Genomic DNA, 25,037 nt, shown 5'->3' on the forward strand with positions numbered 1-25,037 from the left:
GTCGCGATGGCGGGGCGCGGCCTGCGGCTGTCGTACGACCGCCGCACCGTCGTCGACGGCGCGGAGATCGAGCTGCGGCCCGGCGCGGTGACCGCGCTGCTCGGGCCCAACGGCTCCGGCAAGTCGACGCTGCTGCGCTCGCTCGCGCGCCTGCACCGCCCGGACGCGGGCTCCGTCACGCTCGCCGACGGCGACGCCGCTGACGGGGAGGGCGCCACCGACGCGCTCGCCCTGCACCCCAAGGACTTCGCCCGCCGCGTCACGCTGCTGTCGCAGAGCCATCCGACGCCGAGCGGCGTGACCGTGCGCGACGTCGTCGCGTACGGCCGGCACCCGTACCGTGGGCGCTTCCGTTCCGCGGACGCGGACGGGCCGCGCGCGATCGCGCACGCCATGGACGTCACCGGCGTCGCCGAGATGGCGGAGCGGGGCGTCGACGAGCTCTCCGGCGGCGAGCTGCAGCGGGTGTGGCTCGCGACCTGCCTCGCGCAGGACACCGGCGTGCTGCTCCTCGACGAGCCCACGACCTACCTCGACCTGCGCTACCAGGTGGAGCTGCTCGACCTGGTGCGCGACCTCGCCACCGAGCACGGCGTCGCCGTCGGCGTGGTGCTGCACGACCTCAACCAGGCCGCCGCCGTCGCGGACCACGTCGTCGTGCTGCACCGCGGCGAGGTGCGGGCGTCCGGCCCCGCCGCCAGGGTGCTCACCAGCGAGCTGCTCACCGAGGTGTACGGCATCCGCGTCGAGGTCACCACGCACCCGGACACCGGCCGCACCCGCTGCGAGGCCGTCGGCCGGCACGACGCGCGCGGCGTCTGACCTCGCGCGACCGGACCACCGGACCACCACCACTCGCCGGCGCCCCCGCCCGGCACCGTCGCGCCCGCTCCCGCGGCGCACCGACTCGAAGGACACCGAGACACCCATGCGCATCCCCACCCGCCCCCTGCTCGTCGGCGCCACCGCCGCCGTGGCCGCGCTCGCCCTCGCCGCGTGCGGCACCACGGAGGACCCCGCCGAGGCGGCGGCGCCCGAGTCGTCGGCCGCGAGCGGCCCCGTCACCTACACGGACGAGCGTGGCGAGCACACGCTCGACGCCCCCGCCACCGAGGTCGTCTCTCTCGAGTGGGGCCTCACGGAGAACCTCGTGGCGCTCGGGGTCGAGCCGGCGGGCCAGGCGGACGTCGAGGGGTACAACACCTGGGACACGGTCGCGCCGATCGACGAGGGCACGCCCGACGTCGGCACGCGCGGGGAGCCGAGCCTGGACGCCATCTCGGCGCTCGAGCCGGACCTCGTGGTCACGACCACCGACATCCCCGAGAACGTCATCGCGCAGATCGAGGAGGTCGCGCCCGTCCTGACGCTGCGCGGCTCCGACGGCGAGGACCCGCTCGGCTACATGAAGGAGACGGTGACCACCCTCGGGGAGGTCACCGGCAAGCAGGACGAGGCGACCCAGGCGCTGGCGGACTTCGACGCCAAGGTCGCCGAGGGCAGGACCGCGCTCGAGGAGGCGGACCTCGGCGGCGCCGAGTTCGCGATGGCCGACGGCTGGATCGCCAACGGCACCGTCTCCGTGCGCATGTACACGCCGGGGTCCTTCTTCGGCGCGCTCGGCGAGGCCGTCGGCCTCGAGAACGCCTGGACCGAGGGCGGCGACCCCGACTACGGCCTCGCGCAGACCGACGTCGAGGGCCTGACGAAGCTCGGCGACGTGCAGTTCGTCTACGCGGCGAACGACGCCGAGGCCGACCCGTTCGCCGACGGGCTGAAGGGCAACAAGGTGTGGGAGCAGTTGCCGTTCGTGACGGCCGGCGACGTGCACCGCATCCCCGACGGCATCTGGATGTTCGGCGGCCCGCTGTCGGGCGCCGCGTACATCGACGCGCTCGTCGACTCGCTCGCCTGATCGCCCGCAGCACGTGTCCGTGACCGACTCGCCGCCGTCCGCCGCCCCCGCCACCGCGCCGGGGCGGCGGGCGGCACCCGTCCGTGTCGTGGCGGCGTTCGTCCTCGCCGTCGTCGCGGTGCTCGTCCTGGCCGCGGTGCACCTCACGCAGGGCACGGCGGACGTCGGGGTGCCCGACGTGCTGCGCGCCCTCGTCGGGTCCGACGCCGACGGCACGGTCGCCGTGCTCGTCTCGTCCCGGCTGCCACGCCTCCTGGCGGGGCTGCTCGTCGGCGTCGCGCTCGGCGTGGCCGGTGCGGTGCTGCAGTCCGTGGCACGCAACCCGCTCGCGTCCCCCGACACGCTGGCGGTCAACGCGGGCGCGTACGTCACGGTCGTCGCGGCGGCCGCCCTCGGCCTGTCCGTCCCGTTCTACCTGCAGGGCGGGCTCGCGTTCGTCGGCGGCCTGGCCGCCGCGGCGCTCGTGCTCGCCCTCGCGCGCGGCGGGGCCGACGGGCCCACCCGCCTGGTGCTGGCGGGCTCGGCCATCATGCTCGCGCTGCACTCCCTGACGATGGTGCTGCTCGTGCTCTTCGAGCAGGAGACCACCGGCCTGTTCGCGTGGGGCAGCGGCAGCATCGTGCAGTCCGGCACGCGCACGGTGAGCATGGCGGCCCCCGTCGTCCTGGTCGGCGTCGCCGCCGCCTTGGTGCTGGCCCGCCGGCTCGACCTCCTGGGCCTGGGGGACGACGCCGCACGCGTGCTCGGCATCGACGTGCGCCGCACGCGCGTGGTCGCCGTCCTGGCCGCCGTGCTGCTCGCCGCGATCGCGGTCACCGTGGCCGGACCCATCGGCTTCGTGGGCCTCGCGGCTCCCGTCATCGCCCGGCTCGTGGGGCGCAAGGTGCCCGGCCTCGGCCGGCACGTGCTGCTCCTGCCGTTCGCCGCCCTCGTGGGCGTCGTCGTGGTGCTCGGCGCGGACGTGCTGCTGCGCGCGATCCTGCCCGGTCAGGCGTCGGTCGTGGTGCCGACCGGCGTCGTGACCAGCGTGCTCGGTGCCGGCATCCTCGTGTGGATGGCGCGGCGCCTGCGCGACTCGGGTGCCGGGGCGCGCGGCGCCCGGGGTGCCCTCGGCCGGCCCCGTTCGCGCGCGCGGGTGGTCGCGGTCCTGGTGCTGCTCGGCGTCGCCCTCGTGGTGGCCGTGGTCGCCGGCCTGCTCCTCGGCGACCGGGTCGTGCTGCTGGGCGACGTGTCGAACTGGGTGCAGGGGGTGGCCGGGCGGCAGGTGAGCTTCGTGCTCGACCAGCGCGTGCCGCGCGTGCTCGCCGCCGTGCTGGCGGGAGCGGCGCTGGCGCTCGCGGGCACGATCGTGCAGGCCGTGTGCCGCAACCCGCTCGCCGAGCCGAGCCTGCTCGGCGTGACGTCGGGCGCGGGCCTCGGTGCCGTGCTGATGATCCTGCTCGTGCCCGGGGTCGGCATCTGGCAGATGTCCGCGGCGGCGGGCGCGTGCGCGCTCGGCGTGTTCGCCCTCGTGTACCTGCTGTCGTCGCGCGGCGGGCTGGGCTCCGAGCGCCTGGTGCTCGTCGGTATCGGCGCGCAGGCGGGCACGACGGCGCTCATCACTCTCGTCGTCCTCGTCATCGCGCCGTGGGACGTCAACCTCGCGCTCACGTGGCTGTCGGGCTCGACGTACGGGCGCAGCCTGGAACAGCTCCTTCCCGTCGCCCTCGCGCTGCTCGTCATGGTGCCGCTCGCCGCGACCTACCGCCGCGAGCTCGACGTGCTGTCGCTCGACGAGGACACCCCGCGCGTCCTCGGCCTCCCCGTGGACCGCTCGCGGCTGGTGCTGCTCGGGGCCGCCGCGCTGACCACGGCCGCCGCCGTGTGCGCCGTGGGCGTCATCGGTTTCGTCGGGCTCGTCGCCCCGCACGCGGCCCGCGCGCTGGTCGGCGCCCGGCACGCGCGGGTGCTGCCGGTGGCGATCCTCGTCGGCGCCGTGCTGGTGTCCGCGGCGGACACGCTCGGCCGCGTCGTCATCGCGCCGGGGCAGATCCCCGCGGGTCTCGGGACGGCGCTGCTGGGGGCGCCGTACTTCGTCTACCTGCTGTGGCGCTCACGGGGACGCGCGACCGCCTGACGGTCCCTCGAGCGGACCCACGCTTTCGAGCGGACCCACGCTTTCGAGCAGGGCCGCGGCGAGGGACGATGGCGGGGTGGACGAGCACGGGGCCGCTCCGGTGGTGATCGGTTACGACGCGTCGGACCCTGCCGACGTCGCCCTCGCCTGGGCGGCGCGGGAGGCGCGCACGCGCGGCGCCGTCCTGCGCGTCGTCTACGTGCGCGACGCCCACGACACGGGGGTGGCCGCGCGCCCGCACGGCGACGACCTGGGGGAGCGGGGGGACGGCGGGGCGTGGCCCGTCGTCGAGGAGGCGGCCGCCCGCGCCCGCGACATCGCCCCCGGCGCGACCGTCGAGACCTTCGTGGAGTACGCCTCCCCGTCCGCGGCGCTCGTGGGCATGTCGGCCGACGCCGGGGCCCTCGTGCTGGGCGCCACCCGGCACGGCGGCCTGTACGAGGCGATCCGGGGCACCGTGGTGCTGCAGGTGACGGCGCACGCCCACTGCCCCGTGGTGGTCGTGCCCGCCGAGGGCCCGCGGGCCGACCTGCCGCCGGACGCCCCGGTCGTCGTCGGCTACGACGGCTCCGAGCAGTCCGGCGTGGCCCTCGACGCCGCCGTCGACACCGCGTGGCGGCTGGGGCGCGCGCTCCGCGTCGTCGTGGTGTGGCGGCCCGGGGTGGCGGAGTGGGTGACGTCGCGCGGCCCCACCGAGCACGAGGCCCACGACATCACCGAGGCCGACGCCGGGCCGGTGCTGCAGCGCGGCCTGGCCCGGGTCGAGGAGCGGCTGCGGGAGCGCGGCGCGTCCGAGGGTGCGCTCGAGGTGCTCGGCGAGACGCGCGAGGGGCAGGTGGTGCGCGTGCTGCACCGCGAGGCGGAGGGTGCCGAGCGGCTGCTGCTGGGCACCCGGGGGCGCGGCGGCTTCACGTCGCTGCTGCTCGGTTCCGCGACGCACACCCTGGTGCGGACGTCCGCCTGCCCGGTCGTCGTCGTGCGTGCGTCCGGCGCGGTGGAGGCGGCGACGTAGCGTCGGACGCGGCCGTGTGACGACGGTCACCCGGGGTTGCGGACCCCTGGCGAGGTGAGGTTAGGCTTACCACCGTGACCGAGACCGCCGAGGCGACCGAGCGCGCCGACCAGACCGCCGTGCAGGACGTCGTCCCCGAGCAGCCGTACCGCATGTTCGACGTCACCGTCTCGCGCGTCACCCGGCTCTGCCCGTCGTTCATCCGCATCACGTTCACCGGCGAGGACCTCGACGGGTTCGCCGACAACGGCAAGGACCAGCGGATCAAGTTCCTGCTCCCCGCGCCCTGCGGCGGCTGGGAGTACCTTGACCGGCAGAACCCGGACTGGTTCACGTCGTGGCGCGCGCTGCCCGAGGAGCGTCGCAACCCGCTGCGCACCTACACCGTGCGCGCGGTCCGGCAGGACCTGCGCGAGGTCGACGTCGACATCGTGCTGCACGGCGACACCGGGCCCGCCTCCCGCTGGGCCAACGGCGCGAAGCCGGGCGCCCCGCTCGTCATCATGGGCCCCAACGCCGCGTACACGGACGGGCCGCACGGCGGGCTCGAGTTCAACCCGCCCGCCCGCAGCCACGCCCTGCTCCTCGCCGGCGACGAGACCGCCGTCCCGGCGATCGCCGCGATCTGCGAGTCCCTGCCGGCGGACGCCGTCGGCGAGGTCTTCCTCGAGGTGCCGCACCGCGAGGACCGCTGGACCCTGGCCGCGCCCGCCGGCGTGCGGATCTCGTGGCTGCCGCGCGAGGACCGGGAGCACGGCGACGTGCTCGTGCCCGCCGTGAAGGAGGCCGCGGACCGGCTGCTCGCCATGGGCGTGCGCCCGTCGGCGGACGCGCCGGCCGCTCCCGAGCTGCTGGCCGCGGAGGTCGATGGCCCGGCACTGACCGCCGCGGGCGTCGACCTGGACGGCGAGCTGCCCGACGTCGACATCGACGCGGACATCCTCTGGGAGGTGCCCGTCGACGCGACCGGCCAGCCGCTCGCGCAGGACACAGTGCTCTACGCGTGGCTCGCCGGCGAGGCCGGATCGATCAAGACGCTGCGCCGCTACCTCGTCTCCGAGAAGGGCGTCGACCGCAAGGCCGTCGCCTTCATGGGCTACTGGCGCCGCGGCCGCGCGGAGTGCTGATCCGGCACCTGCCGGCCGCGTTTCGGCGGGATGTCCGATAAGCGCGAAATTCTCAGTCCGCGAGACGTACTGTCTTGTCTCGCGAGGCGGACGATGTGCTGGGTCAATCGCGGTGGCGTGGTATCTAGAGGGTGCGATCCGGCTGGCATGCTCTGGCCGAGCCTGACGACCTCACCGAACTCCTCACGGTGGCGAGACGACGCCGCCGTCGAGCACGCCGTGCTCTGACCCGCACCGAGAGGCCCTCACGACATGACGACGACGACGCCTGTGCCGGAGAACACCCGGGCGCGCAGCCAAGGGAGCGCGGACCCGGCCGGCGCACCGGCGGGTCAGATCGCGCCTCCGCCGAAGATGCGTCGGCGCCCCGCGCTCATCGCGCTCTCCGTCGTGCTCGTGTGCGTGGGCGCCCTCGTGAGCGCGTTCGCCTTCCAGTCCATGTCGAACAGCCAGGAGGTGCTCACCGTCCGCGAGACGATCCACCGCGGGCAGGTCATCGACGCCGACGACCTTGTCACCGTGCGGATCGGGATGGACCCCGCGCTGCAGGCGGTGCCGGCGAGCAGCGCCGAGGCCGTCGTGGGCAAGCACGCGGCGCTCGACATCGTCGCCGGGGGCGTCGTCACCGCGGAGCAGGTGACCGACGCGGCCGTGCCGTCCGCGGGGAACTCGGTGGTGGGCGTGAGCGTCACGGCCGCCATGCTGCCCGCCGGCCAGGTGCGGTCGGGCGACGACGTACGGATCGTGTCCACCACCGCGGGCGGCGGCGACGCCGCGGAGCCCGCGGCCGTCGAGGGCGTCGTCGTCGGCGTCACGACCGACACCGTCACCGGCAACACGCTGGTCAACGTGCAGGTTTCCGCGGACGACGCGCCGCAGGTCGCGTCGGCGTCCGCCGAGGGCAGCGCCGCGATCGTCGTCGACAGCCAGGAGTGACGGGCCCATGGCACTGATCGTCCTGACGTCCGCCAACGGGTCGCCCGGGGTGACCACCAGCGCGCTGGCGCTGGCGCTGTCCTGGCCCCGCCCCGTCGTCCTCGTGGACGCCGACCCCACCGGCGCGCGCGCCGTGCCCGCCGGCTACTTCGGCGGCGCCCAGATGCCCACCGACGCGACCGTCGTGGACCTGGCGGTCTCGCATCGGCAGGGCACCCTCGCCGAGGACCTGCCGCGGGCGCTGATGAGCTTCCCCGACAGCCAGGTGCAGTACCTCGCCGGGGCCATGAACCACCTCCAGTCGCGCGCGCTCGACGAGCTCTGGGAGCCGCTGTCGGCGGTCTTCAGGTCGCTGGAGAGCAACGGCCAGGACGTGATCGTCGACGCCGGCCGCCTCGGCCTCGTCGGCTCCCCGGCGAAGCTGCTCACGCATGCGGACCTGGCCCTGCTCACGACGCACAGCTCGTTGCCCGCCCTCGTCGCCGCGAGCTCGTGGGCGCACAGCCTGCGCGACGCGTTCACCGGCGTCGGCGCGATCGAGAGCCTGGGCGCGCTCGTCGTCGGGCCCGGCAGGCCGTACGGCAGCGGAGAGGTCGCCAAGGTGCTGCAGGTGCCGGTCGTCGCGGGCCTCGACTGGGACCCGGCCTCGGCCGAGGTGTACTCGCTGGGGGCCAAGCGCCCCAAGAAGTTCTCGACCTCCGGCCTGAACAAGTCCGTGCGCGCCGCCGTGCAGAGCATCGGCTCGCGCGTGACCCGGTCGCGCCAGCAGCTCGACCTCGGTGCGGAGAGGAGCGCCCTGTGAGCACGCCGCCGCCGGACCCCAGCTCGCTGCCGATCTTCACCGCGTACCCGACGTCGGACGACCCGGAGCAGACCGTGGTGCGCCGCCCCGCGCACGCGCTGGCCGGGCCGATCGACGAGTCGACCACCCCTCGCGGGCCCGCCGCCGCCCCCGTCGTGCCGCACCCGCCGACCGCGCCCGTCGCCCCGCCCGTCGCCCCGCCCGCACCGGTCCCGTCCTCGTGGCCGGCCGGCGGGCACCCCGCCCCCGTCGCACCCCAGCGTGCGATGCCGGCGAACGGCACCGTGCCGCCCCAGATGCCGCCCCAGATGCCGCCCCAGACGCCGACCCAGGGGACGGCCCACGACGCGACCCGTGCGACCGGGCGGGCGGACTTCCTCGCCCAGCCCAGGGGCGTCGACTGGAAGCAGGTCGCGGAGTTCCGCGGGCTGGCCTCGACGCGGCTGGCCGAGCGGCTCGGCGAGGACCGCGGCAAGGACCTCGAGGCCGAGCGGGAGCTCGGGCGCGCGATCATCCAGGAGATCCTGGACGACGCCGCCGCGGACCTCCTGCACGACGGGCGGGCGGCGTGGAGCATCGAGCACCAGCGCGTGCTCGCCAAGGCGATCCACGACTCGCTGTTCGGGCTCGGGCGGCTGCAGCCGCTGGTCGACGCGGACGACGTCGAGAACATCATCATCAGCCCGCACGACAACGCCTGGGTCGAGAAGACCACCGGCGAGCTCGTGAAGGTCGAGCCCGTCGCGGACTCCGACCAGGAGCTGCGCGAGAACCTCGCGTTCATCGCGACCCGCTCCGACTCCAACGCGCGCAGCTTCTCCCCGGCCAGCCCGCACCTGCACATGCGGCTCGACGACGGCTCCCGTCTGGCGGCCGCGTCGTGGGTCACGGCGAACACGTCGGTCGTGATCCGCCGGCACCGGATGCGCAAGGTCGGGCTCGACCGGCTGGTGGAGCTCGGGATGATGTCGGCCGTGCAGGCGTCGTTCCTGCGTGCCGCCGTCCGGGCGAAGAAGTCGATCGTCGTCGCGGGGCCGCAGGGCGCCGGCAAGACGACGATCGTGCGCGCGCTGTGCGCGGAGATCCCGCGGTACGAGCAGATCGGCACGTTCGAGACCGAGTTCGAGCTCCACCTGCACGAGCTGCCCGAGGTGCACGACGTGGTCCACGCCTGGGAGGCACGCCCCGGCTCCGGCGAGATCGGCGCCGACGGGCGCCAGGCGGGCGAGTTCACGCTCGACGAGGCCATCTACAACTCGTTCCGGTTCAACCTGTCGCGGCAGATCGTCGGTGAGGTCCGCGGCAAGGAGGTCTGGGCGATGATCAAGGCGATGGAGTCGGGCGCCGGATCCATCTCCACGACCCACGCCGCGAACGGCTCGGGCGCGATCCGCAAGCTCGTCACCTGTGCCATGGAGGCCGGCCCGCACGTCACACGCGAGCTGGCGACGTCGAAGCTCGCCGAGACCGTCGACCTCGTCGTCCAGGTCGGGCTGCAGACCCGCCCCCTCGACGCGACCGGGACCCGCTGGCAGCGCGACCGGTGGGTGTCGGAGATCGTGCACATCGCCCCGGGCGAGGAGGCGGTCGGGTACGCGACGACGCACGTCTTCACGCCGAACCCGCAGGGCGGGCCCGCCGTCCCGGGCACGATGCCGGAGGAGCTGCGCGACCTCGAGCGATTCGGCTTCGACCTCACGTCCTACCTGGTCGAGGGCGCCCAGCAGGGTGGCCTGCGATGACGGCCCTGCTGCCCGCCCTCGGCGGCGCGCTCCTCGTCGCCGGTGTGATCGGCGTCGTGGTGGGCGTGCGTCGCGTGCCGGTCGACGACGCCGCCCCGCGTCGTCAACGCCTGGCCGGCAGGCTCGCCGCGGTGGACCGGCAGACGAAGATCCTCGCGGCGGCGGGCCTGGTCGGCGGCATCGTGGTCTACGCGATCACGGGGTGGATCGTGGCCGTCGTGCTCGGCCCGGTCGCCGGCATCGGGCTGCCGGTGCTGCTCAGCGCCGGCAGCTCGGGCCAGACCATCCGCCGGCTCGAGGCGCTCGAGGAGTGGACCCGCAGCCTGGCCGGCGTGCTCACCGTGGGCGTCGGCCTCGAGGAGGCCATCCGCATGTCGCTGCGGTCGGCGCCCGAGGAGATCCGGCCCGAGGTGACCAACCTCGTGGCCCGCCTGCGCGCCCGCTGGGGCACCGTCGCGGCGGTGCGGGCGTTCGGCGACGAGCTCGACGACGCGACGGGCGACGTCGTGGCGGCCACCCTCATCCTCGGCGCGGGCCGCCGCGGCGCCGGTCTGGCGTCCGTGCTGGAGTCGTTGGCGCAGTCGGTGGCCGACGACGTGCGCGCGCGCCGCGAGATCGAGGCGGAGCGTGCCAAGCCCCGCGCCACCGCGCGCTGGGTCACCATCATCACCGCCGGCGTGCTCCTCGTGCTGGCCTTCACGGGCGACTACATCGCCCCGTACTCCTCGCCGCTGGGGCAGGTCCTCATCACGGCCTACCTCGCCGCGTACGTCGGCCTGCTCGTCATGATGCGGCGGATGTCCAAGGGCGAGGCGCTGCCGCGGTTCATGGGCGAGCGCGCCCGTGAGGGGGCGCGGTCATGACCACCGGGCTGCAGATCGCGCTGCTGGGCGGCGCGCTGGTGGGCCTCGGGATCGGGCTGCTCGTGTGGCGCCTGGCCCCGAGCCGCCCGGACGTCACCGACGTCGTGCGCCGCTATTCGCAGGAGGCGGCGAAGGAACGCGCCACCCTGCAGACGGACCTCGTGGCGGGCGACCGCTACGAGCGCGTCGGCGTGTGGGCGATCAAGCGGTTCCCCGCCGCGGCCTGGGGCAGGACGCCGACCAAGGAGCTCGCGCTCCTGCGCATCCCGGTGCACCGCTACTACGGCAAGAAGGTGCTGTACGGCGTCGTCGGCCTCGTCATCCCGCCCGTGCTGACACTCATGCTGGCCGTCGCGGGCGGGCCCGCCCTGCCGTTCACGATCCCGGCCGTCGCGTCGCTCGGGCTCGGCGTCGTGCTGTTCGTGTCGCCGGACATCGACGTGCGGACCGAGGCGAAGCACGCCCGCACGGACTTCGCGCGCGCCCTGAGCGCCTACATCGACCTGGTCGCGCTCGAGCGGCTCTCCGGCGCCGGCTCCCGGCAGTCGATGGAGAGCGCCGCCGAGATCGGCGACTCGTGGGTGTTCCGCCGCATCGGCGAGGAGCTCCAGCGCTCCCGCTGGAACGGCGTCGCCCCGTGGGACGCCCTGCAGAACCTGGCGGACGAGCTCGGCCTGCCCGAGCTGGACGACCTGGCCGACGTGATGCGGATGAGCGGCGAGGGCTCGCAGGTGTACGACAACCTGCGTGCCCGGTCCGCCGCCATGCGGGCGGCCATGCTCAACGCGGAGCGCGGCAAGGCGAACGCCGTGAGCGAGCGGATCAACATGCCCATGTCGCTGCTGGGCGTGGTATTCATGGTGATCCTCGTGACCCCGGCGCTCCTCAACGTGATGGGAGGCATCTGACGCCCTCTCGTCGACGTGCTCTCGACCACCTCCCTCCCCGGATAGGAACACCCATGCTCCAGCTCATCGCCACCCTGCACACCTTCGGCGTCAACGTCGCCGACCGCGCCCGCACCAAGCTCGCCACCGAGCCCGAGACCGGCTCGGAGACCATCGAGAAGGTCCTGTGGGCCGTGGCCGTCATCGGGATCGTCGCCATCGTCGTCGGCGTCATCACCAACTACGTCACCAGCGAGTCGGCCAAGATCAAGTGACCCGTCGGCCCAGGCACGTGCAGGGACCCCGCGGGCCTCGTGCCCGCGGGGCGCGCGAGCGTGGGTCCTCGACCATCGAGATGGTCTTCCTCCTGCCCGCCCTGTTCACCCTGATGTTCGCGGGGATCCAGGCGGGGCTGTGGTACCAGGCCCGCACGGTCGCGTACGCGGCCGCGCAGGAGGGCGTGCGCGCGGCGGCGGCGGAGAACGGCACCGCGGGCGCGGGCGAGGCGGCGGCGTCGGACTACCTGGCGGACGTCGGCGGCGGACTGACGGGCAGGGGGATCACCGTCCGGCCGGAGCCCACCGAGGTGACGGTCACCGTGCGCGTGAGCGCCCAGTCGATCGTCCCCCTGTGGAACCCGGAGATCTCGCAGTCCGCGAGCCTGCCCGTCGAGAGGCTCACCGGATGACCCGGCTGGCGCGCGCCCTGCGCCGTCGGATGCAGGACGGCGAGCGCGGGTCCGCGGCCATCGAGGCCGCGGTCGGCGTCCCCGCCTTCCTGCTGATCATGGGCCTGGTGTTCGCGGGCGGCCGCGTGGCGCTCGCCGGCCAGTCCGTCGAGGCGGCCGCCACCGAGGCCGCCCGGTCCGCGTCGATCGCGCGGACCCAGGCGGAGGCGGAGGCCGGCGCCGTCGCGGCCGCGCGGCGCAGCCTCGACGAGAAGGGGCTGCACTGCGCCCCGCAGGTCGCGGTGAACACGAACGGCTTCGGGAACGCCGTCGGCGTCGCCTCGAGCGTCTCGGCGACCGTGACCTGCGACGTCGGCGTCGGCGACCTCGCCGTCCCCGGCCTCCCGGGGACGATCCGGATCGCCAAGACCATGGACAGCCCGATCGACACCTACCGGGAGCGCTGAAGCATGCCCGCCAGGACCGTCCCCCGGCGCCTGCGCGCGCGACGCACGAGCCGCACCGCCGAGCGTGGCTCGGTCTCCATCTGGCTCGCGCTCGGCGCGTTCGTCATGATCGTCGTCGTCGGGATGGCCGTCGACCTCTCGGGCCAGGTGCTCGCCCAGCAGCACGCGCGCGACGTCGCGCAGCAGGCGGCGCGGGCGGGCGGGCAGGCGGTGGTGGCGTCGGACGCGCTGCGCGGCACGGGGGTCTCGATCGACCCTGCCGCGGCGGGGGCGGCCGCGCGCTCGTACGCCAGCACGACCGGGGTCGTGGTCACCAACGTCGCCGTAGCCGGTGACCTGGTGGTCGTGAACACCACCGACTCCTACCAGCCCAAGTTCCTGGGCATCATCGGGATCCGCGCGATGCCGGTGTCCGGCGAGGGCGAGGCGCGCGTGGTCCGGGCCTTCGAGGGGGTGGAGCAGTGATGCGCCGCCTCAAGGGGCTCCTGGCCCTGCTGCTCCTCGTCGGCGTCACCGTGGGGGTGCCGTACCTGCTCCTGGCGGTCGGGGCGAACCCCCTCGAAGACGGGCTGCTCTCGCCCGACACCCTCCTGTCGATGCTCACGTCGCCGGACGACGGCTCCCTGCTCATGCTGCTGCTCCAGGCGGCGGCGTGGGTGGCGTGGGTGTTCCTCGCGGTGAGCATCGTCGTCGAGCTCGTGGCGCAGCTCCGCGGGGTGCGCGCCCCGCGGCTCGTGGGCCTGCGGCTGCCGCAGAACGCGGCCCGCGGGCTCGTGGCGGCCGCCCTGCTGCTCTTCACCACGGTGCCGGTGGCGACGACGGCGACGGCCCTGGAGGGCGGCTCGGCCGGGGCGCCGCAGGACGTCGTCGCGGTCGTCTCCGTACAGCAGGCCGTGCCCGGCCAGAGCGCCGGGGTGGGGGAGCTGGCCCTCGACGCCGCGCTGGCGTCGCAGTCCGCCGGGCAGGGGGCCGGGGCGGCCCCGATCTCGTCCGACCTCATCCGCGAGGCGCGGGCCCAGGTCGCCGCCGAGCAGGCACCGGTCGACCAGGCCGCGCACCACGAGGAGGCCGCGCGGACCGTCCAGCACACCGTCGAGCACGGCGACTCGCTGTGGTCCCTGGCCGAGCACTACCTGGGCGACGGTCAGCGGTTCCGCGAGATCGTCGCGCTCAACGCCGGCACGCTCGCCGACCGCCCCGACTTCCTCACCCCCGGCTGGGTGCTGACCGTCCCCGCGCCGCAGGCGCAGGACGGCGCGCCGGAGTCGGCGCAGGACGGGAAGGCCGGCACGGTGGTCGTCGAGGCCGGCGACAACCTCTCGCAGATCGCGGCGCAGGAGCTGGGTGACGCGGACCGGTACCCGGAGATCTTCGAGGCGTCGCGCGACGTCGCGCAGCCGGGAGGCGCGCGCCTGACCGACCCCGACCTGATCCTGCCGGGCTGGACCCTCCAGGTGCCGGGGGCCGGGGAGTCCGCCACGACGGCGCCGGCCGTCGAGGAGCGGGCCGCGGAGGCGGTCGAGCCGGCCGCCGCGCCCGCCGTCGACGCCGTCCACGAGGCCGCTCCCGAGGCCGCTCCCGACACGGCCCCGACGATTGCGGCGCAGGAGGCGGCCACCCCCGCGCCGGACGCGGACCTGGGCGTCCAGGCGCCGTGGCGCGTCGCGGGCGGGGCGGGCCTGGGCGCGCTGCTCGCCGCCGGCGTCGTCGCGCTGGTCGCGCGCCGTCGCCGGGAGCAGCAGCGGCGGCGGCTGCCCGGACAGCGCACGCCGCTGCCGTCGGGGGAGGCCGCGGCGTTCGAGCAGGACTCGCGCTCGCTCGCCGACCCGCTGTCGGTCGCGCGGGTCGACCTCGCCCTGCGGGCCCTGGCCCGCCAGTGCGCGGACGCCCGGCGCCCGCTGCCCGTGCTGCGGGCCGTCCGGCTCGGCGAGGCGGCGGTCGACCTCTACCTCGCCGCCCCCGCCGAGCTCGCCGCCCCGTGGTCGGCGGACCCGACGGGCACGGTGTGGTCCCTCGACCGCGCGGGCGTGCGTCGCCTCGAGGAGACGTACGGCGGTGGTCTCGCCGCCGTCCCCGCGCCCTACCCGGCGCTCGTGACCCTCGGCCACGACGAGGGCCCGTGCCACGTGCTGCTCAACCTCGAGACGGTGGGGACCCTCGCCGTGACGGGGGCCGCGCAGGACGCCGGCGAGGTCGTGGCGGCGCTCGTCGTCGAGCTGGCCACCTCCGCCTGGGCCGACGACCTGCAGGTCAACCTCGTCGGCGCGCCGGGCGACCGACTCGCGGACGCCCTCGTCGAGCTGGAGGGGACGCTGCGCACCGGTCGTGTCCGCCGGCACGACCACGTCGGCGCCCTGCGGCAGGAGCTGAGCCGGCGCGCGGAGGCGGACCGCCGGGCCCTGGCGCTGTCCGGCGTGACGAGCGTCGGCGCGGCCCGCGCCGCCGGGCTCGCCCCCGACACCTGGAGCCCGGAGGTCGTCGTGCTCGGCGCGTCGGTGCCCGAGCCCGAGCGTGCCCGCCTCGCGGCCCTGGTCGACGACGGCCCTCGGATCGCTGTGGCGAGCATCGTGCACGGGGCCGCGCCGTCGGCCCTCGGCGGCGAGCCCGGCTGGAGCCTCCAGGTCGGGCCGGGGGCGGCGCGGGCGCAGCTCGCGCCCGCCGGCATGGAGCTCCGGCCCCAGCGGCTCGCCGCGGGGCGGTTCGCGCCGCTGCGGGAGCTCGTCGCGGTGGCGAGCGCCGAGCCCGCCGGCGACCCGACGCACGTGCGGGAACCGTCGCTCGCCGAGGTGGAGGCGATCGTCCCGGTCGACGACGTCGTGGTGGACGGCGACCTCGACGGCACCGACGGCGACGTGACGCACGTCGCGGCGCGCGAGCCGGCCGGGGCGTCTCCGCGGGTCCGCGTGCTCGGCGCCGTGTCCCTGGAGGGCGCGGACGGCCCCGTCGACCCGGCGGAGCGGCCGCGTCTGCAGGAGCTCGCGGCCTTCCTGGCCCTGCGCCCCGGAGCGACCGCCGCGGAGGCGGGTGCCGCGCTCTGGCCGGGCCTGGCCGAGGCGGCGCGCGCGGGCGCGCTGTCCACCGCCGTCGCGCGGCTGCGACGGTGGCTCGGGCCGGCGTCCGACGGCGGGGAACGGCTGCCCCGCGATGCGTCGGGCGGCCGCCTCACGCTGCACGACGTGGGCTCCGACCTCCGGTCGTGGGAGACCCTCGTGGGCGACGACGTGACCTCCGCGGCGACCGAGGACCTGGAGCGGGCGCTGGAGCTGGTGCGCGGCGCCCCGTTCGCGGGTGCTCGGCCCGGCCGGTACGCCTGGGCGGAGCCGGACCGCCAGCGGCTGTCGGCGCGCGTCGTGGACGTCGCCTGCGAGGCGGCCCGCCGGCGGGTGCTCGAAGGGCGTTGGCGCGCCGCGGAGCAGGCGGTGGGCGTCGGGCTGCGTGCGGAGCCCACGCACGAGGCGCTGTGGCGCCTGCGGGTGCTCGCCGCCCACGAGAGCCGTGACGCGGCGTCCGAGACCGCCGCGGTGCAGGGCCTGCTGACCGCGACCGAGTCGCTCGGCGGCGACCTGACGCCGCGGACGGCGCAGCTCCTCGCAGCGCTCCGGCATCCCGGCTCCGAGTTCGACGGCCTCATGGCCGGCGCGCTCTGAGCGCCCTGACGGACGTGCCCCTGGTCGCGCCCGCACCGGCCGGGGTCCTCGTGGGGGCGGCCGTCGGGCTGCTCGCCGGCGTCGTGCTGTGGCGGTGGCTGCGGACGGGGACGTACCGGTACGACACCGACGAGCCGCGCTCCCGTCTCGAGCGCACGTGGGCGGTGGTGCCGATGGCGGCCGCGGGCGGCGCGGTCGCGGGCTTCGAGCCGTGGCCGCTCACGGCCGCTGCCGGGGTGTACCTGGTCGGCGGGGCCGTGCTCGTGTGGATCGACCTGGACGTGCACCGCGTCCCGGACGCCGTGACCCGCGTGTGGGGACCGGCGGTCGCGCTCGCGGTCGCCGTGCCCGCCGTGGTCGCCGGCGACTGGGGCGTCCTCGGCCGGGCGCTCGGCGGCGCGCTCGTGCTCGGGATCCTGTTCGCGGTGATGGCGTTCTTCAGCATGGGGCTGGGGGACGTCAAGCTCGCGGTCGTCACCGGCCTGGTCGTCGGCCCGCTCGGCGTGTCGGGCGTGGTGACGGCCCTGGTCGCCACCTGCGTGGTGGCGGCGCTCATGGCGGTGGCGCTCCTGGCGCGCGGGGCGGGACGCAAGGCCCACCTCGCGTACGGCCCCGCGCTCGTCGCGGGCGTCGCGGTGGCGCTCCTCGTCCCCGCCTGACGGCGACGGCGAGCTGGGAGGCGCCTCAGCCCAGGCGGTCGAACGACGCCTCGTAGGTGCCCCCGTGCTGCGTCATGGTGGCGTCGTCGCACTCGTACTCGACGTCGGCGCCCGGCACGGACACGGGCCGGCTGCTCTGCGCCGTCCCGGCCACCTCGTCCTTGACGGTGACGTCGGAGTAGTCCACGTCCTCGACGTGCAGGACGCCGTCCGTCGTCGTGACGTGGAACGTCGCGGTGCCGCTCCAGGTCTGGACGATCTCGCCCAGGGTGGAGTGGGTGCCGCGCAGCGGGTCGGCGTCGTCGAACCGGGCGATCTCCGTGCCGTCCGCGCGGAACTCGAGCACGCGCCCGTCCCACCCGGTGACATCGACGGGCTCCCCGAGCTCGGGCTGCTCCCAGGTGTCGCTCATGGACGTCTGCGTCCACCGCCCGACGAGGCAGGTGTCGATCGCGGCCTCGGACGCCGTCGCGCGGGGGGACTCGGGGGGCGACACCTCGTCGTCCCGCAGGAGCAGGGCGGCCCCGGTGGCGGCCCCGGCCAGCACGACGGCGGCGACGACGGCGAGGACGAGGCCGCGGCGGCGGGCGGGCGGGGCGGCCGGGGGCTCCTCCGGCGGCTGCGGGGCGGCTCCGCCGGGGACGAACGTGTCCGCCGTGCTGGACCACTCGTCGACGACCGGAGCCGGTGCCGCGAGGGGGACGTCGGCCACGGCAGGCACGGCAGGCACGGCAGGCACGGCAGGCACCGCAGACGCCGCGGTCTCGGCGGGCCCGGGGAGCGCGGGCGGTGCGGCGGGGGCGACGGTCCCCTGGTCGGCGGCCGCCGCGGCCGACGTCGGCGGCGCGGCCGGCCCGGGCAGGTCGGGCTGGGCGTCGAGGATCTCGCGCACGCGGGGCCGTCGGTCCGGGTCCTTGTCGAGGCAGGCCCGGACGAACGGCAGGAGCTCCTCCGGGCACCCCTCCAGCTGCGGGTCCTCGTGGACGACCCGGTAGTACATGAGGTCCGGCCGCCCCTGACCGAACGGGCGGCGCCCCGTGGCGGCGAAGAGGGCCACCCCGCCGAGCGCCCACACGTCGGTCGCGGGGGAGACGTCCTCGCCGCGGGCCTGCTCGGGCGCCATGAAGACGGGGGTGCCGAGCGGCGACCCCGCGCGCGTGAGCGCCGTCGCGTCGGCCGTCTGGGCGATGCCGAGGTCGATGACGCACGGGCCGTCCGGGCCGAGGAGGACGTTGTCCGGCTTGACGTCGCGGTGCACCAGACCGGCGCGGTGCACGGCGTACAGGGCCTCGGCCACGTGGCCCACGAGCGCGCGGACCTCGGCCACCGGCAGCGGGCCGCCCTGCGTCACGCGGTGCGCGAGCGTCGGGCCGGGGACGTACTCGGTGGCGAGCCACGGCGTCGCCGACGTGAGGTCGGCGTCGATGAGGGCCGCGAGGAACGGGCCGCGCACGCGGAGCGCCGCCGTGATCTCGCGCTCGAACCGGGCGCGGAACTCGGGGTCCTCGGCATACTCGTCGCGGATCACCTTGATCGCCAGGCGCCGGCCGCTGCGCATCGTGGCGAGGTAGACCATGCCCATGCCGCCGCGCCCGATCCGGCCCAGGAGACGGTGCCCGCCGAGCTCCTGGGGATCGTCCGCGGTCAGCGGCCGGACGCCGTCCGGCAGGGCCGCGTCGTCCGTCCGGTGCTGCGACAAGGGAGCTCTCCAGGAGTGTGGTCGAGGGCGTTCCGGTGCGGCCCGGGGCAGCTGGCGATCCTACCAACGAGGCATCCGACGCACCGGCATCTGAGACGCCGTCAGCGGGCGGTCACCGGGAGACGCCGAGCCCGTCGACGACCTCGACGCCCGGCATCGCGCAGAGGAGCTCGCCGGGCATGAGCAGCTTGGACCGCCGCACCCCGGAGCCCATGAGCGCGAGCGCACCCGGCGCGGCGAAACGGGAGTCGACGAGCACCCGCCACCCGGCGGGCAGGCCCACCGGGGTGATGCCGCCGTACTCCATCCCGGACTCGCTGGTCGCGCGGTCCGTGGGCAGGAACGACGCCTTGCGGGCGTCGAGCAGCTTGCGCACGCGCGTGTTGACGTCGGCGAACGTGGCCGCGGTGACGACGCACGCGGCGACCCGCTCGACGTCGCCGCGCCGGCCCGCGACGACGACGCAGTTGGCGGAGGCCTCGGGCGGCAGGCCGTGCTGGTCGTTCAGCGTGGCCGTGTCCGCGTGGTCGGGGTCGATCTCGGTGACGGCGACCGACCCGCCGACGCGGTCGTCCCGCGCGGCCCAGGCGCGCAGCGCGTCGGCGACGGGCGGCGCGAGCAGGTCGGGGCGGTCGAGCGCGGGCGCCCACGTCAGGTCGCCGAGCGTCGGGAGTCCCGGTCGCGGCCCGGGCGTCGTCGCGCCGCTCACCGGCGGAAGGTCGTCGTGAGCGTGGCGCGCGCGATGACGTGGAAGTAGACGTTGAACGCGACGTGCACCGCGCTGTTCGCCTCGGACAGGCCGAGCGACGGGACGTCGAGCGCGTGCACCGCGAAGACGTAGCGGTGCGGGTGGTCGCCGGGCGGCGGGCCGGCGCCCTCGAAGCCGAGCCGCCCGCCGTCGCTCGGCACGTGGAACGCCCCGGCGGGGAGGGCTGCCCCGCCCACGGCGCCCGCGCCGCGCTCCAGCGAGGTCACGTCCGCGGGGACGTCGACGGCGGTCCAGTGCCAGTAGCCCGACGGCGTGGGGGCGTCCGGGTCGAAGCAGCTCACCACGAACGACCGCGTCGCGGCCGGCGCGCCCGACCACGCGAGGTGGGGCGACTCGTCGGCGCCGTCGACGCTGAAGTCGACGGCGAGCGGCTCGCCGTCGGTGACGTCGGCGCTCTTGAGCGTGAACGTCGCCGGGACGGGGAGCAGCGAGTACGGGTCCGGGGGCAGCGGTCGATCGAAGTCCTGGCCAGTCATGGGGGTCATGCTGCCCGACCGCCCGCGGTGCTGGCCAGGACGCAACGCGGGCGCGCCGTGGTACGGTGCTCGCGCAAACCGACTGGACGGTACGTTCGGTCGTCGACGGAGGTCGCGAGGAGGCGATGGTGGGTTCGGTCGACAGCTCCACGGGCAGCTCCACGGGCAGGTTCACCGGCAGGGTCGCGCTGGTCACCGGTGGCAGCCGGGGCATCGGGCTGGCCGTCGCCCGGCGCCTCGTGGACGAGGGCTGCGCGGTCGTCGTCACCGGGCGCAAGCAGGAGGCGCTCGACGAGGCCGTCGCGGCCCTCGGGCCCGAGCGCGCCTCGGGGGTGGCGGGCCGCGTGGACGACCCCGAACACCGCGGGGCCGTCCTCGCCCACGTCGCCGCGCGTCACGGGCGCCTGGACCACCTCGTCAACAACGCGGGCATCAACCCGGCGTGGGGGCCCGCGCTCGAGGTGGACCCGGGCGTCGCGCGCAAGATCCTCGAGGTCAACGTCGTGTCCGCGCTCGAGTGGACCCGCGACGCCGTCGCCGGCGGGCCGATCCGGTCGGTCGTGAACGTCGCGTCGATCTCCGGGACGTCGTCCAGCCCGAACATCGCCTTCTACGGCGCGTCCAAGGCCGCCCTCATCAACCTCACGCAGCAGCTCGCCCAGGAGCTGGCGCCCGCGATCCGGGTCAACGCCGTCGCGCCGGCCGTCGTGAGGACGCGGTTCTCCCGCGCGCTCTACGAGGGGCACGAGGAGCGCGTGGTCGAGCGCTACCCCCTCGCGCGGCTCGGCGAGCCCGACGACGTCGCCGGCCCGGTCGCCTTCCTGCTCTCGGACGACGCGGCGTGGGTGACCGGCCAGACGCTCCGGATCGACGGCGGCGCGAGCATCGCGCCCGTCGGGTGAAGGATGGGGACATGAAGAGCACGAACGTCGCCGACCGGGTCACCGCGGCCGCCCTGGACCTGTTCGCCACGCAGGGGTACGCCACCACCAGCGTGCAGCAGATCGTCGAGGCCGCGGGCGTCACCAAGGGCGCCATGTACCACTACTTCCAGTCCAAGGACGACCTGCTGTTCGCCGTCTACGACCGCATGCTGGCGCTGCAGAAGGCCCACCTCGACGAGATCGTCGCCGCGGGCGGGCCGGTCGAGGACGTCGTCCGGGCCGTGTGCGTCGACGTCGTCGAGACGTCGATCGACTTCCTCCCGGAGGGCACCGTCTTCTTCCGCAGCATGCACATGCTCACCGAGCCGCGGCTCAAGGAGGTCACGCAGCGGCGGCGCGAGTACCACGACGAGTTCGCGGGGCTCCTGCGGCGCGGCCAGGACGAGGGAGTCTTCCGCACCGACGTGCCGCGGCCGCTGCTGGTGGCGCACTTCTTCAGCGACGTGCACTACCTGTCGCACTGGTACTCGCCCGAGGGCCCCGAGACCAAGTCCGAGGTGGCCCACCAGCTCACCGAGCTCTTCCTGCGCGGGATCCGGACCCCCGCGGCCTGACCACGCCTGCCGCGGCGCCGACGACCGGGCGGGCACGACACCGACGAGACGAGAGCGACGATGACGACGCTGCCCGGCACGACCCCCGCCCGTTCCCGCACGAAGGCCACCGGGCCAGGACTCCGCGAGGCGGCGCCGACGATGCGCGCCTGGCGGGTGACCGGCCCCGGCGAGCCCACGGACGTGCTGCGGCTCGACGAGGTGCCCGCGCCCGTGCCCGGGTCGGGGGAGGTGCTCGTCCGGGTGCGCGCCGTGGCGGTGAACTTCCCCGACGTCCTGCTGGCCCGCGGCGAGTACCAGGTCCGGCCCGAGCCGCCGTTCGTGCCCGGGATCGAGCTGTGCGGCGACGTCGTGGCGCTCGGCGAGGGGGTCGCGGCCGGCGACCGCGGCCTGGCGCCGGGCGTGCGGGTCGTGGGCTCCGCCATCGGTGTGCTGTCCGAGCTGGCGGTGCTGCCCGCCGCCGCGGTGCGCCCGGCACCCGAGGGGCTGGGCGACCCCGAGGCGGCCGCGCTGACGATCGCCTACCAGACGGCGTGGTTCGCGCTGCACCGCAAGGCCCGGATCCGGCCGGGGGAGCACCTGCTGGTGCACGCCGCGGCCGGCGGTGTCGGGACCGCGGCGGTGCAGCTCGGGGTCGCGGCGGGTGCCCGGGTGATCGCCGTCGTGGGCAGCCCGGCGAAGGCGGCCGTCGCGACGGCCGCCGGCGCGCACCACGTCCTCGTGCGCGGCGCCGACCTCGCCGCCCAGGTCAAGGAGCTCACCGGTGGCGCGGGCGCCGACGTGGTCGTCGACCCGGTCGGGGGCACGGCGTTCGAGCAGTCGACGCGGTGCATCGCCTTCGAGGGGCGGATCGTCGTCGTCGGCTTCGCGAGCGGGGACGTCCCCCGGGTGCGCGCCAACCACGCCCTCGTGAAGAACTACGACGTGCTCGGCCTGCACTGGGCGCTCTACCAGCAGCGCCGCCCCGAGCTGGTCGACGCGGCGCACGACGCCCTCGCGCGCCTCGCCGCCGAGGGCGCCGTGCGGCCCGTCGTCGCCGACGTCGTGCCCTTCGAGGACGCCCCCGCCGCCGTGCAACGCCTCGCCGGCGGCACCACGACCGGCCGTCTCGTCGTCCGCGTCGCCGACTGACGGAACCCCCACCCCGAGGCCTTCCAGCACGCGACCCGTCGCGGCAACCGACCGGATGCCGCCACGGATCGCGGGCCGGAAGGCCGCTCTCCCTCGCACCCGACCCGGAGGAACCCCATGTCCGCTCGTGCCGTCCCGACCGCCCCCGACCGCCCGCTCGAGGGGCGGGTCGCGCTCGTCACGGGCGGCGCCCGCGGCCTCGGCGCGGCGTACGTCCGCGCCCTGCACGCGGCGGGCGCCGCCGTGGTCGTCGCGGACGTGCTCGACGACGAGGGCGTGGCCCTCGCGACCGGGCTCGGCGACCGGGCGCGGTACGTCCGCCTCGACGTGACGGACGAGGCGGGCTGGGCGGAGGCGGTCGCGGCCACGGTCGAGGCGTTCGGGGGCGTGGACGTGCTGGTGAACAACGCCGGCATCGCCAACTCCGCCCCCATCGAGCACTACTCCACGGCCAAGTGGGACGCCGTGATCGCGGTGAACCTCACCGGGACGTTCCTGGGCTGCCGCACGGTCGTCCCGGTGATGAAGGCGGCCGGCGGCGGGTCGATCGTGAACGTGTCGTCGGTCGAGGGGCTGCGGGGCGGGGAGCGGCTGCACGGCTACGTGGCCTCCAAGTTCGGCGTGCGCGGGCTGACCAAGTCGCTCGCGGTCGAGCTGGGGCGCGACGGGATCCGGGTGAACTCCGTGCACCCGGGCCTCGTGCGCACGGAGATGACCACGCGCATCGACACGGACGCGGTGCCGATCCCGATCGGCCGTGCGGCCGTGCCGGACGACGTCGCGGGCGCCGTGGTGTTCCTCGCGAGCGACGCGTCGGCGTATCTCACGGGCACGGAGCTCGTCGTGGACGGGGGGCTCACCGCGGGCGTCTGAGCGTCCTGGCGCCTTTTCGGGGCGCCGGACGTCACGGCCTTGCAACATTCTGAAGAATGTCTCGGCAGGGCATACCGGCCAGTCGGTTTATCGGCTAGCGTGGCACCACCCGACACGAAGAGGTGCCGATGTCCCGCCGTATCCCCGCGTCCGATCCCAGCCCGGGAGCTCCCGGCCTCGGCGCTCACAGCCCTGGAGCTCCCGGCCCCGCACCCACCACCCCCGCGGCCCACCCGCGCCTGGAGGTGTCCGGCCTCACCGTGACCTTCGGCGGCCTGACCGCCCTCGACGGCGTCGACCTCACGGTGGGCGACCCGTCCGCCCGTGCCGACGGGGAGGCCGGTCAGGGCGCCGAGACCGTCGCCCTGATCGGTCCGAACGGCGCGGGCAAGACCACCGTCTTCAACGCGGTGTGCGGCCTGGTGCGGCCCTCCGCGGGTGACATCCGCCTCGACGGGCGCCCCGCGCCCGCGTCCCCGTCCCGGCTGCTCGAGCGCGGGCTCGCACGCACGCTCCAGGGCCTCGGCCTCTTCGCGGGGCTCACGGTGCTCGAGAACGTCCTGGTACCGGTGGCCGGAGCCGCCGACGCCGCCGACGCCGCGTCGGCCGCGCTCGCCCGGCTCGACCTCACCGGTGCCGCCGGCACCCCGGTCGACGCCCTGCCCTACCCCGTGCGCAAACGGGTGGCGCTCGCCCGCGCGCTCGTGGCGCGCCCGCGCCTCCTGCTGCTCGACGAGCCCGCCGGCGGCCTCGGGGCGGACGACGTGGACGCCCTCGCCGACGTCGTGCGCGACGTCGTGGCGGACGGCTGTGCGGTGCTCCTGGTCGAGCACCACGTCGACTTCGTCATGGCCGTGGCCGACCGGGTGGTCGTGCTCGACTTCGGGCGAGTCGTCGCGAGCGGGACGCCCGACGAGGTGCGCGCCGACCCCGCCGTCGAGGCGGCCTACCTCGGGCTGGAGGCCGCGTGACCGCCGCCCTGGCCGTCGAGGGCCTGACCGTGGGCTATGCCGGCGCGCCCGTGCTGGACGGCCTCGCGCTCGCCGTCGCCCCGGGCGAGGTCGTCGCCCTGCTCGGGGCGAACGGCGCCGGCAAGACGACCCTGCTGCGGTCGCTCTCGGGCCTCACGGCGCCGCGGGCGGGGCGGGTCCTGCTCGACGGCGCCGACCTCACCGCCCTGAGCGTCGAGGACCGCGCCCGCCGCGGGCTGGCCCAGGTCCCCGAGGGGCGCAGCGTCGTGACCGAGCTGACCGTGGACGAGAACCTCCACCTCGGCGCCCTGTGGTGCCACCCGGGGCGTGCCGCACGCCGCGCCGCGGTCGCCCGCACCTACGACCTGTTCGAGCCGCTCGCGCGCCGCCGGGCGAGCCTCGGGCACCAGCTCTCCGGGGGCGAGCGTCAGATGCTGGCGCTCGGCCGCGCCCTGCTCGCCCGGCCGCGCGTGCTGCTCCTCGACGAGCCGTCGCTCGGCCTCGCGCCGCGCGTCGTCGCGCAGCTCATGGGCGTGCTGCGCGCCACGGCGCGGGAGACCGGCCTGACGGTGCTGCTCGCCGAGCAGAACGTCACGAGCGCCCTGTCGATCGCCGACCGCGGCGTCGTGCTCAGCCTCGGGGCGGTGGTGGCCGACGCCCCTGCCGCCGAGCTCGCCGGGGACCCCGCCCTCCGCCACGCCTACCTGGGCTTCTGACCGGCACCGACCGGCACTGACCGGCACCGACCGGCACCCGTCCTGCGTCTTCCGAGAGAGGCTC

At 75.8% G+C, this 25,037-nt stretch carries 25 protein-coding genes; 22 read left to right on the forward strand and 3 right to left on the reverse strand.

The features are described from left to right. The first annotated feature begins 6 nt into the window (after nt 1-6). The 16 genes from ACFQ8E_RS17155 (at nt 7) to ACFQ8E_RS17230 (ending at nt 16,840) form a co-directional block, all read left to right on the forward strand. Complete coding sequence (locus tag ACFQ8E_RS17155) at nt 7-822, forward strand: ABC transporter ATP-binding protein (protein ID WP_430551866.1); 816 nt, start codon at nt 7-9, stop codon at nt 820-822. Nucleotides 823-928: 106 nt separating this feature from the next. After that, complete coding sequence (locus tag ACFQ8E_RS17160) at nt 929-1,915, forward strand: ABC transporter substrate-binding protein (protein WP_430551776.1); 987 nt, start codon at nt 929-931, stop codon at nt 1,913-1,915. Nucleotides 1,916-1,934: 19 nt separating this feature from the next. Then, nucleotides 1,935-4,031, forward strand: coding sequence for an iron ABC transporter permease (locus ACFQ8E_RS17165; protein WP_430551777.1), 2,097 nt, complete (start codon nt 1,935-1,937; stop codon nt 4,029-4,031). A gap of 76 nt (nt 4,032-4,107) precedes the next feature. Beyond that, nucleotides 4,108-5,043 carry a universal stress protein gene (locus ACFQ8E_RS17170; RefSeq protein ID WP_430551778.1) on the forward strand — a complete coding sequence of 312 codons (936 nt, stop codon included), beginning with the start codon at nt 4,108-4,110 and terminating at the stop codon, nt 5,041-5,043. Nucleotides 5,044-5,117: 74 nt separating this feature from the next. Then, the gene (locus tag ACFQ8E_RS17175) at nt 5,118-6,170 is read left to right on the forward strand and encodes a siderophore-interacting protein (RefSeq protein ID WP_430551779.1); all 1,053 of its coding nucleotides are present in this window, start codon (nt 5,118-5,120) and stop codon (nt 6,168-6,170) included. A 252-nt stretch (nt 6,171-6,422) separates the two neighbouring features. Continuing rightward, on the forward strand, nt 6,423-7,106 hold the full coding sequence (locus ACFQ8E_RS17180) for an SAF domain-containing protein (protein ID WP_430551780.1): 684 nt from the start codon (nt 6,423-6,425) through the stop codon (nt 7,104-7,106). 7 nt (nt 7,107-7,113) lie between these two features. Further along, a complete protein-coding gene (locus ACFQ8E_RS17185) occupies nt 7,114-7,908 on the forward strand; it encodes a hypothetical protein (protein WP_430551781.1) in 795 nt (264 codons plus the stop codon). Then, entirely contained in the window at nt 7,905-9,650 is a 1,746-nt protein-coding gene (locus ACFQ8E_RS17190; protein WP_430551782.1) for a CpaF family protein, read from the forward strand. The genes ACFQ8E_RS17185 and ACFQ8E_RS17190 overlap by 4 nt, the downstream gene beginning before the upstream one ends. Then, nucleotides 9,647-10,513 (forward strand): type II secretion system F family protein, encoded by an 867-nt coding sequence (locus ACFQ8E_RS17195; protein ID WP_430551783.1) that lies wholly within the window; start codon nt 9,647-9,649, stop codon nt 10,511-10,513. Before ACFQ8E_RS17190 ends, ACFQ8E_RS17195 begins: the two co-directional genes overlap by 4 nt. Next, nucleotides 10,510-11,421 carry a hypothetical protein gene (locus tag ACFQ8E_RS17200; protein WP_430551784.1) on the forward strand — a complete coding sequence of 304 codons (912 nt, stop codon included), beginning with the start codon at nt 10,510-10,512 and terminating at the stop codon, nt 11,419-11,421. Before ACFQ8E_RS17195 ends, ACFQ8E_RS17200 begins: the two co-directional genes overlap by 4 nt. A 53-nt stretch (nt 11,422-11,474) precedes the next feature. Next, entirely contained in the window at nt 11,475-11,675 is a 201-nt protein-coding gene (locus tag ACFQ8E_RS17205) for a hypothetical protein (RefSeq protein ID WP_430551785.1), read from the forward strand. A 17-nt stretch (nt 11,676-11,692) separates the two neighbouring features. After that, nucleotides 11,693-12,088, forward strand: a complete 396-nt coding sequence (locus ACFQ8E_RS17210) for a TadE/TadG family type IV pilus assembly protein (protein ID WP_430551786.1) — start codon at nt 11,693-11,695, stop codon at nt 12,086-12,088. Continuing rightward, nucleotides 12,085-12,534, forward strand: coding sequence for a TadE/TadG family type IV pilus assembly protein (locus ACFQ8E_RS17215; protein ID WP_430551787.1), 450 nt, complete (start codon nt 12,085-12,087; stop codon nt 12,532-12,534). The genes ACFQ8E_RS17210 and ACFQ8E_RS17215 overlap by 4 nt, the downstream gene beginning before the upstream one ends. 3 nt (nt 12,535-12,537) lie before the next feature. Beyond that, entirely contained in the window at nt 12,538-12,999 is a 462-nt protein-coding gene (locus tag ACFQ8E_RS17220; protein WP_430551788.1) for a TadE/TadG family type IV pilus assembly protein, read from the forward strand. Continuing rightward, the gene (locus tag ACFQ8E_RS17225) at nt 12,999-16,181 is read left to right on the forward strand and encodes a LysM peptidoglycan-binding domain-containing protein (protein ID WP_430551789.1); all 3,183 of its coding nucleotides are present in this window, start codon (nt 12,999-13,001) and stop codon (nt 16,179-16,181) included. Before ACFQ8E_RS17220 ends, ACFQ8E_RS17225 begins: the two co-directional genes overlap by 1 nt. A 14-nt stretch (nt 16,182-16,195) precedes the next feature. Beyond that, nucleotides 16,196-16,840: a prepilin peptidase gene (locus ACFQ8E_RS17230; RefSeq protein WP_430551790.1), complete on the forward strand. Its 645-nt coding sequence runs from the start codon at nt 16,196-16,198 to the stop codon at nt 16,838-16,840. 25 nt (nt 16,841-16,865) lie between these two features. Here ACFQ8E_RS17230 and ACFQ8E_RS17235 read toward each other — a convergent pair whose 3' ends face one another. From ACFQ8E_RS17235 to ACFQ8E_RS17245, 3 genes are all read right to left on the reverse strand, one after another. Further along, nucleotides 16,866-18,539 carry a protein kinase gene (locus ACFQ8E_RS17235; RefSeq protein ID WP_430551791.1) on the reverse strand — a complete coding sequence of 558 codons (1,674 nt, stop codon included), beginning with the start codon at nt 18,537-18,539 and terminating at the stop codon, nt 16,866-16,868. A gap of 112 nt (nt 18,540-18,651) precedes the next feature. Beyond that, a complete protein-coding gene (locus tag ACFQ8E_RS17240) occupies nt 18,652-19,248 on the reverse strand; it encodes a YbaK/EbsC family protein (protein WP_430551792.1) in 597 nt (198 codons plus the stop codon). Continuing rightward, nucleotides 19,245-19,784: a YbhB/YbcL family Raf kinase inhibitor-like protein gene (locus ACFQ8E_RS17245; RefSeq protein ID WP_430551793.1), complete on the reverse strand. Its 540-nt coding sequence runs from the start codon at nt 19,782-19,784 to the stop codon at nt 19,245-19,247. The genes ACFQ8E_RS17240 and ACFQ8E_RS17245 overlap by 4 nt, the downstream gene beginning before the upstream one ends. A 128-nt stretch (nt 19,785-19,912) precedes the next feature. Here ACFQ8E_RS17245 and ACFQ8E_RS17250 point away from each other — a divergent pair, with 128 nt between their 5' ends. The 6 genes from ACFQ8E_RS17250 (at nt 19,913) to ACFQ8E_RS17275 (ending at nt 24,973) form a co-directional block, all read left to right on the forward strand. After that, nucleotides 19,913-20,686 (forward strand): SDR family oxidoreductase, encoded by a 774-nt coding sequence (locus tag ACFQ8E_RS17250; protein ID WP_430551794.1) that lies wholly within the window; start codon nt 19,913-19,915, stop codon nt 20,684-20,686. An 11-nt stretch (nt 20,687-20,697) separates the two neighbouring features. After that, nucleotides 20,698-21,282, forward strand: a complete 585-nt coding sequence (locus ACFQ8E_RS17255; RefSeq protein WP_430551795.1) for a TetR/AcrR family transcriptional regulator — start codon at nt 20,698-20,700, stop codon at nt 21,280-21,282. 60 nt (nt 21,283-21,342) lie between these two features. Beyond that, nucleotides 21,343-22,413, forward strand: coding sequence for an NADPH:quinone oxidoreductase family protein (locus ACFQ8E_RS17260; protein WP_430551796.1), 1,071 nt, complete (start codon nt 21,343-21,345; stop codon nt 22,411-22,413). Nucleotides 22,414-22,530: 117 nt separating this feature from the next. Further along, complete coding sequence (locus tag ACFQ8E_RS17265; protein ID WP_430551797.1) at nt 22,531-23,286, forward strand: glucose 1-dehydrogenase; 756 nt, start codon at nt 22,531-22,533, stop codon at nt 23,284-23,286. 128 nt (nt 23,287-23,414) lie between these two features. Further along, nucleotides 23,415-24,257, forward strand: coding sequence for an ABC transporter ATP-binding protein (locus ACFQ8E_RS17270; RefSeq protein WP_430551798.1), 843 nt, complete (start codon nt 23,415-23,417; stop codon nt 24,255-24,257). Then, the gene (locus ACFQ8E_RS17275) at nt 24,254-24,973 is read left to right on the forward strand and encodes an ABC transporter ATP-binding protein (RefSeq protein ID WP_430551799.1); all 720 of its coding nucleotides are present in this window, start codon (nt 24,254-24,256) and stop codon (nt 24,971-24,973) included. The genes ACFQ8E_RS17270 and ACFQ8E_RS17275 overlap by 4 nt, the downstream gene beginning before the upstream one ends. Nucleotides 24,974-25,037: the final 64 nt, after the last annotated feature.

The sequence above is a fragment of the Isoptericola sp. NPDC056573 genome (genome assembly GCF_042793335.1).
GTDB lineage: Bacteria > Actinomycetota > Actinomycetes > Actinomycetales > Cellulomonadaceae > Isoptericola.

What these genes read in the sequence shown, in the direction of transcription:
- ACFQ8E_RS17215 (WP_430551787.1), top strand. Translation starts at nt 12,085, where the DNA reads ATGACCCGGCTGGCGCGCGCCCTGCGCCGTCGGATGCAGGACGGCGAG.
- ACFQ8E_RS17185 (WP_430551781.1), top strand. Translation starts at nt 7,114, where the DNA reads ATGGCACTGATCGTCCTGACGTCCGCCAACGGGTCGCCCGGGGTGACC.
- ACFQ8E_RS17245 (WP_430551793.1), bottom strand. Translation starts at nt 19,784, where the DNA reads ATGACTGGCCAGGACTTCGATCGACCGCTGCCCCCGGACCCGTACTCG.
- ACFQ8E_RS17180 (WP_430551780.1), top strand. Translation starts at nt 6,423, where the DNA reads ATGACGACGACGACGCCTGTGCCGGAGAACACCCGGGCGCGCAGCCAA.
- ACFQ8E_RS17255 (WP_430551795.1), top strand. Translation starts at nt 20,698, where the DNA reads ATGAAGAGCACGAACGTCGCCGACCGGGTCACCGCGGCCGCCCTGGAC.
- ACFQ8E_RS17160 (WP_430551776.1), top strand. Translation starts at nt 929, where the DNA reads ATGCGCATCCCCACCCGCCCCCTGCTCGTCGGCGCCACCGCCGCCGTG.
- ACFQ8E_RS17260 (WP_430551796.1), top strand. Translation starts at nt 21,343, where the DNA reads ATGACGACGCTGCCCGGCACGACCCCCGCCCGTTCCCGCACGAAGGCC.
- ACFQ8E_RS17195 (WP_430551783.1), top strand. Translation starts at nt 9,647, where the DNA reads ATGACGGCCCTGCTGCCCGCCCTCGGCGGCGCGCTCCTCGTCGCCGGT.
- ACFQ8E_RS17155 (WP_430551866.1), top strand. Translation starts at nt 7, where the DNA reads ATGGCGGGGCGCGGCCTGCGGCTGTCGTACGACCGCCGCACCGTCGTC.
- ACFQ8E_RS17225 (WP_430551789.1), top strand. Translation starts at nt 12,999, where the DNA reads ATGCGCCGCCTCAAGGGGCTCCTGGCCCTGCTGCTCCTCGTCGGCGTC.
- ACFQ8E_RS17265 (WP_430551797.1), top strand. Translation starts at nt 22,531, where the DNA reads ATGTCCGCTCGTGCCGTCCCGACCGCCCCCGACCGCCCGCTCGAGGGG.
- ACFQ8E_RS17205 (WP_430551785.1), top strand. Translation starts at nt 11,475, where the DNA reads ATGCTCCAGCTCATCGCCACCCTGCACACCTTCGGCGTCAACGTCGCC.
- ACFQ8E_RS17220 (WP_430551788.1), top strand. Translation starts at nt 12,538, where the DNA reads ATGCCCGCCAGGACCGTCCCCCGGCGCCTGCGCGCGCGACGCACGAGC.
- ACFQ8E_RS17200 (WP_430551784.1), top strand. Translation starts at nt 10,510, where the DNA reads ATGACCACCGGGCTGCAGATCGCGCTGCTGGGCGGCGCGCTGGTGGGC.
- ACFQ8E_RS17270 (WP_430551798.1), top strand. Translation starts at nt 23,415, where the DNA reads ATGTCCCGCCGTATCCCCGCGTCCGATCCCAGCCCGGGAGCTCCCGGC.